We start from the raw sequence: 6690 nt of genomic DNA, 5'->3' as shown, positions 1-6690 counted from the left end.
ATTTTTTCTGTCACTCGTTTACTGTGATCAAGGAGTTATTTGAACTATCAATCAACTGTCAAATATTTGACTTCCCTAAACTTCATGACTACGGTGTTTTCTCATGATTGATTTAGGGTTGCTATATAATGTAATTGCCAATGCACAAAATTCATTATTGCTTTCCATGGTTTTGAAGAAGAAAGGGGATGAGAAATCAAAAAATTTAATGTGTCAATTTTAAAAAACATTTTGACTAAAATTGTAAACTGCAATTTGTTTGTAAAACTCGGAAAATATAATTAAAACCAGTCGCTTTTCAAACGATTTAAGCTTTGAGATTCTTAATTCATTCCCCGGTTTCGGTGTGTGGATCACTATTCACCGGCTCCCTCACCGTTGTACGCGGTTATAAAAATTAATGAGATCTTCCCCCATTTTCAGGGAACTAAAACGTTGAATATTCTCTAGTCCCGCCTGCACTAGCTTTGTTGCTTCCTCCGATTGGTTGAGTAAAAAGTCACACTGTGCAACTATGGCTGATAGATTATCAGGACTGGCCATCAGAGCAGCATTACCAACTATTTCAGGGAGAGAACCACTGTGAGAGCAAACAACTGGACAGCCAAAAGCCATCGCTTCTAAAGGAGGCCAACCAAATCCCTCATAGTAACTGGGAAAAAGCAAGATGGAAGCCTTCAGGTATAGGGAGGATACCGCCTGATCATTGGGATGGGAAACAAAGGTAATTTTGTCACCTACTTGCAGTTCTTGAATGATCATTTGCAGATCCATATCTGGGGGAGACCCAGCCATCACCAATGACAGGGGGTGACTCTTGACCAGTTCGGCAAAAACTCTAATTACCGTTGCTCGGTTCTTATAGAAGCCATTGTTACCAATGTGCAAAATTATTCTTTTTCCATCCTGCACTCGTTCCTGCCATCCGGGGATTTCTGACGGGATTAAGTCTAATAAGCTACTTCTAATACCAGGGAAAATCACAGTGGGAACAATTTGATTGCTAACATTCTGTTGAAAGTCCTGACCTGTGCAGGTGCTGTCAACACATATATTTTTCTGGGATTTGAGGGATTTTAAGTTTTCTCTAATTAACCAGCGGGCGAAAAAACCAGGCGGGGGTATGGGAAATTCCCCTTTTTGTTGCAAAACGGGAATTAAATCGTGAAGGGTGACAACACATTTTTCTGGCGGTATTTTCCTGAGAACATAGCAGGTACTACCATCCATCAGGTGAAATATGTCGCCATTGTATTTGCACATATATTTACGCAACTGTAGCGGGGAAATCAATAGTAACCAAAGCTGTTGAAACCGTTTTTTCAGTTTAGCCGGGAGAAAAAACAGATCGGGGACAAGGTTCAGTAAGTCAATCCTGGTCAGTCGGACTTTTTGTGAGTAAGAAGATAAGGTTTCCGTCACCATGTCCACATAAATCAGCATACTGCCTACAGACTCAGTGGAACAAGTGGTGATTAATGCTACTTCTAACACACCTTGATTATCGTGAAGAAAAGGTAAAAATCCAGCCATTAGTTCGGTCTTATCGGTCAATTTCAGAGTTTCCTATGGTTATATTTTGGGTTATATTCTGGGTTTGATGCCAAAAAAAAGCTTGCCAATACTTGGCGAAGGACAATACTAACCCCAGGGAGAAAGCAATAAAAAAAGTAATAAATGGGTCTGCCAATATTTGCCCAGATACCATCAAACTACCAATGTTTGCCAGGAAAAAGGCTAAAATTCCACCTGTGTAAACCCCTAAGTACATTTGCGACTTGAATAGGGACTGCACTTGTACCCATGCTGAAAGGACTAAACTGAGCAGCAGCAGGACTAAGGCTATAAAACCCGGTACTCCCAATTCGACCATCATCCTACTGGTGCCACTTTCTTGCCAAGTTCTCGGTCTTTGGACATTGAAAATGGCAAGATTCTGGCTTCCTGGGGAAGCTGATCCCAGACCGGCTCCAAAAAATCCCGACTGACGCACTGTTTCAATCAAGGCATCAAAATTATGTCGTCGAAGGTCTTCACCCGCAACAGCAAAATGATCTTGGTAATATCTGACGTAGGTGGAATCTTCTCCCAGATTGTTGCCAATATATATCATAATTAGCAGTGGAATCAGTAGAACGGGCAAAACGGAAAAGATCCGCCCTCCACGGGCTTGGGCATAGATCAAAGTAAAAACTATTGCCGCTACGGGCAACATATAAAGCATCTTGCGACGACCACAGAAAAACAGGGCGGCGATCGCTATGACACAAATAGCTAACCAGAGGTAGCGTTGCCTCGGTTTCGAGGTGGTGCACAGAAAAAAACTGAACATAGAAGTTGTTGAAGCGTGCCAGCCCATGACATCTGGGGAACGGTAAAAACCTGCTATCAGCTTGACAACGTAGCCAGTACTATGTCGCACCCAATCAAAGTCTAAGGCACTGGTACCTATAAGAGTCCATCCAGGTACGACGTTAAAGTATTCTAAAAATGTGCCACTCAGCATGACCACGGAGAGGAGACAATAAAAACTAAATAGTCTTTGGATATCTTCTAGAGATTGGGCAAAGTGAAAACCCACTAAAATCGCCGCCAAGAAAACGCCATAGTTAAAGATGCCAAAGACTGTCATGAGCCAGGAGTTGGAACTATAGGTCAGAGAAATCAAGGCTGGGGGGATGCAAGCCAGCGCAAACCAGTTAAAACTGCGGTTCACATTGGGATACATTCGCCAGAATGAATGCAACCAGTCTTTTTGTCCCGACAACCCCAGGATTATACTTAATATAATTGGCACACTTGCTAACAGGACACTGGCGGGGTATCCGGGGATCATTTTTCTCAGGGGGTCTTGTACTGCTGCTAGAAATACTAGCCAGTATATCCCCTGCCGCCAATTGCGTAGGGCGAGAATCGCCCCTAAAACTGAAATCAGTAATACTATACCAGATGCCATAAATCACTTTCCATTGTTGCTGGTAACAGTTAACTCCGCACATAACGCATGGCTTCTGTAATACCACAGACTACTTTTTGGTAATTATATTCCATCATCACTTTTCTCTGGGCGTTATTTCCCATCTCAGCCAGCTTTGCTTGACCTAGTTTGAGCGCTGTGGCTAGGCGATCGCCTAACTTGTCTATTTGTCCCATGGGGTAAGTCCAACCGGTTTCCGGTGCAATCAGGTCAAAATGGCATCCCACTTGATCGGAAACAATTGCTGGTAGTCCACAGGCCATGGCTTCATTGACCACTAGCCCCCAGGTTTCACCGGCATCAGAGGGGAGGACGAGACAGTCGGACACCAGGTAAGCAGTAATGATTTCACTCTGGTTGAGAAACCCGGCAAACCTAACTGGTAGTTGGTGATCGCGGACAAATTGTTCACAGATAGGGCGTAATTCCCCGTCTCCCACCATCAGTAGTTGCCCTGTGGGTTGATGGTTTTGTTGTAATAGGGCGATCGCCTGGAGTAAATCTAGGGGATGTTTTTTAGGAATAAACTTAGCACAGTAAAGGAAGGTGACGGTGTGGGGGTCTAAGCGGAATTTTTCTAGAAGAGAGGATTTTTCACTAAGGATCTGACTGGTATGGGCGGTAAATCTTTCGTTGTCTATACAATAGGGGGTAGAAAATAGTTTTTCTGGTGCTACACCATTGTTGAGATAAAACTGTTGGTTAGCTTTTCCAATATACAAACAGGCACTATACTGACTAATTAATAGCCGTTGCAGTTGTTTTTTCCACCATGCCCTATGGGCAAGATGATTAGATTCCCCCCGGACAATACAGGGAATGCCATAGAACCGGCAAGCTACCAGGAGTTGTAGGCAGCTTTTAACAACCCAACCATTGACGATAAAAACATCCCAATTGCCGTTTTTGACGAGGGCAAAAATTTCTGGGGTATCACAGCCCCCAAAGTTGGTTACAGATGGTGTTTGGGCAATATTTGTTAAAACTTGATATTCATAGCCATTCAATAAAGGAATATCCCACTCAAAAGCCACCCCAAATCCATCTCCCTGCTGCATAGCATTGGGAATCATAGAGAAAAAGACGTGCAGATCAATGTCGGCGTTCTGGGCTAATAGGCGAAACCAGGGTACTTGATATTGAATTGGGTGAGTGGTGAGAATACCGACTTTAATAGGCATAATTTACGTAGGGTTTGATGAAAAAGTGAGGCGGGATTAAGTCAATTAGATGCAAGGTTTCTCGTCTGTTCTATCCTTTGTTATTGCAACATGAGTCTTTCGTTTCATGAATGGCTTTTCAAAAAAAATAAAAAATAGTACACTAGCTAATAAAATGGTTGGCAACATTACTACCACTACAATGGTAAATTGTAACCACACAGGTAGTGATTCCACTAAGGGAAGTAGCACTCGACCAACTAAAGAGATGACGTAAAAATGATACAAGTAAATCGAGTAACACATTCCCCCTATTAAATAAATATAGGGCTGACTGAGTGCTGAGTTAATCAACTTTGATTTTAAAACTGAGATCAAAATAATATAGGTCAAAATGGGTAAATACAGTTTTTCATCCAAACCCATCAATAATGTTCGGCTATGAAGTGGGAAAAATAGAAAACTCACTAATATGATGCACATCAAATCCCAGAAATAACTTTGTTTAACTGAGGTTTTCCAGTCAAACACAAAAATATTTGCTGCAAGTATTCCAGCTATGAAAAACCCAAAGTTATGGATAATTGTTGCTCCCTTTATCCAGGGGTAACTGATGTATCCTGACGCAGAAATACCTCCTAAAACCAGTAAAAATAATAGGACAAATTTACGAATTTTATTGTTGATTTTTGTTAACGCAATTAAGAAAATCGGTGCTATTAAATAAAACTGAAATTCCACCTCAAGAGACCAAGCAACAAAATTAATTTTGCTCATGCTGCCGTATATAATATTGTGCATGTAGGCAACACTGGCGAAAAAATGAGGCAACAGTTCATAAAAATCTTGCTTTAAAACCAATACTAACAAGGTGTATATGATCAACAAGTTAATAATATATGGAAGTCCTAAACGCAGGAGACGCCGTTTTATATATTGAAAAAAATTTGGGGAATATCCTTGTAAAAATGGCAGTGATATCATAAAACCACTAATGGCAAAAAATAATTGCACCCCTAGATAACCTCCTTTTAGTAAGGGGACTAAAAATAATGATGTGTTTTGTTCTCCAGTTTTAGTAAAAAAATAGTCTTGAATATGATAGAGAACAACACCCAAAATAGCAACAAAACGCAATCCGTCAATTACGGGAAAAAATTGTCTTCCACTTGTTTCTCTTGTGATTGTAGATAGTAATTTATTTTGCAAATCAACCATTAGACTTTTCATGGGAACTAAATTCACTAATAAAATTAATTAGGGGCAATGTCACCTTATTCCAGCGAAATCTATCTGCATTATTAAAAGCATTTCTTGAATATAATTCCCATTCGGCTGAATCTGTTAATAATTTGATAATTTTATTAGTTTCTTGTATGATATTAAGGGAGTTGATGATTATACCACCAGGTCCAGCAACTTCTGGGGGAGCGCAAAAATCTGCAACAATTGTTGGTGTGCCGTATGTTTGGGCTTCAATTGCCGGAATCCCAAAGGATTCACAGCGACTAAACAAGCAGAAAACTCGAGATTTTTGATAAAATTCCTGCAGTTTCTCCCTCGATACTTTGTCCGTTATTGTGACATAATTATGCAACTTGAAATCTTGAATTAACTTTTCAATTTGCAGTTTATAGGATGTGTTACTCCATGGACCGACGATGATTAACTTTACAGAGAAGCCTTGTTGTATAACAATATCTAGCATACTGATAAGTTCTTCAATTTTTTTATGCGGTGTCATGACTGAAACCGTTAAAATTGTTAACTCGCGGTTTTTAAATGCTAAATATTGCTCTGTTGCATTTTCAAAAAAATCATCATCTATTCCATTGTATAAAATATAGCTCCGGTTGGGCTGAATGCCCGTTTGTTCCAGATACAAATTTCCCAGATATGTGGAATTAAAAAACATGGCCTGTGCTTTTTTTTGGGCTTGTTTGTAGCCCTGTCTTTGCAGCCAGGCCTTCAGGCGATCGCCAATTGTGTAGTGAAATTCCCTAACATAACACCAGGGATTCTGGGCAATCACCACTTGGGGTAATTTAGTTCCGGGAACCAGAGCGCCGGAGGTTGAAATAATTAGTTGAGCTTTTAGTTGGGTCAGGAGGGACTCTAACTGAGTAAATTGCCACCAAAGTCGAGCCGACCAGTTTTCACCAAAGTTAGGACACTCTATCCAGTGAAAACTCGATCCTAGGTCGCAACAAAGATCCCGATTGTTGTGGTGATGTAGAACAAAAAATTGATGGCGATCGCCATGATACTTGGCCAACATTCGTAAATGCCCAGAAATGACGTGTCTACCTGACATATGATTAATGGGCAGAGCATCTATGACAATGTTCATATATAGCAATCCGGTTTGATTTATGAATTTTTCGTAGAGGCAGGGAATAGGGAATAGGGAATAGGGAATAGGGAATAGGGAATAGGGAATAGGGAATAGGGAATAGGGAATAGGGAATAGGGAATAGGGAATAGGGAATAGGGAATAGGGAATAGGGAATAGGGAATAGGGAATAGGGAATAGGGAACAGGGAACAGGGAATA

Annotated in this window: 5 protein-coding genes; all 5 read right to left on the bottom strand. The window is 40.7% G+C overall.

Going from position 1 to position 6690, the window contains the following annotated elements:
• Positions 1–372: 372 nt before the first annotated feature.
• From H5968_RS24275 to H5968_RS24255, 5 genes are read right to left on the bottom strand one after another with little or no spacing between them, the layout of a single operon-like run.
• Positions 373–1554 carry a glycosyltransferase family 1 protein gene (locus tag H5968_RS24275; RefSeq protein ID WP_187041989.1) on the bottom strand — a complete coding sequence of 394 codons (1182 nt, stop codon included), beginning with the start codon at positions 1552–1554 and terminating at the stop codon, positions 373–375.
• Complete coding sequence (locus H5968_RS24270; RefSeq protein WP_187041988.1) at positions 1544–2956, bottom strand: O-antigen ligase family protein; 1413 nt, start codon at positions 2954–2956, stop codon at positions 1544–1546. Before H5968_RS24270 ends, H5968_RS24275 begins: the two co-directional genes overlap by 11 nt.
• A 29-nt stretch (positions 2957–2985) precedes the next feature.
• Entirely contained in the window at positions 2986–4158 is a 1173-nt protein-coding gene (locus H5968_RS24265) for a glycosyltransferase family 4 protein (RefSeq protein ID WP_187041987.1), read from the bottom strand.
• Positions 4159–4203: 45 nt separating this feature from the next.
• Entirely contained in the window at positions 4204–5355 is a 1152-nt protein-coding gene (locus H5968_RS24260) for an acyltransferase (RefSeq protein ID WP_187041986.1), read from the bottom strand.
• A complete protein-coding gene (locus H5968_RS24255; protein ID WP_187041985.1) occupies positions 5348–6487 on the bottom strand; it encodes a glycosyltransferase family 1 protein in 1140 nt (379 codons plus the stop codon). Before H5968_RS24255 ends, H5968_RS24260 begins: the two co-directional genes overlap by 8 nt.
• Between the last annotated feature and the right edge of the window lie 203 nt (positions 6488–6690).

Origin of the sequence: Sphaerospermopsis sp. LEGE 00249 (genome assembly GCF_014299995.1) — a bacterium.
Taxonomy (GTDB): Bacteria; Cyanobacteriota; Cyanobacteriia; order Cyanobacteriales; family Nostocaceae; genus Sphaerospermopsis; species Sphaerospermopsis kisseleviana.
Note: the sequence above shows the minus strand (reverse complement) of the source record. Positions and strands in the feature narration are given on the sequence as shown.

What these genes read in the sequence shown, in the direction of transcription:
- H5968_RS24260 (WP_187041986.1), bottom strand. Translation starts at nt 5,355, where the DNA reads ATGGTTGATTTGCAAAATAAATTACTATCTACAATCACAAGAGAAACA.
- H5968_RS24270 (WP_187041988.1), bottom strand. Translation starts at nt 2,956, where the DNA reads ATGGCATCTGGTATAGTATTACTGATTTCAGTTTTAGGGGCGATTCTC.
- H5968_RS24255 (WP_187041985.1), bottom strand. Translation starts at nt 6,487, where the DNA reads ATGAACATTGTCATAGATGCTCTGCCCATTAATCATATGTCAGGTAGA.
- H5968_RS24265 (WP_187041987.1), bottom strand. Translation starts at nt 4,158, where the DNA reads ATGCCTATTAAAGTCGGTATTCTCACCACTCACCCAATTCAATATCAA.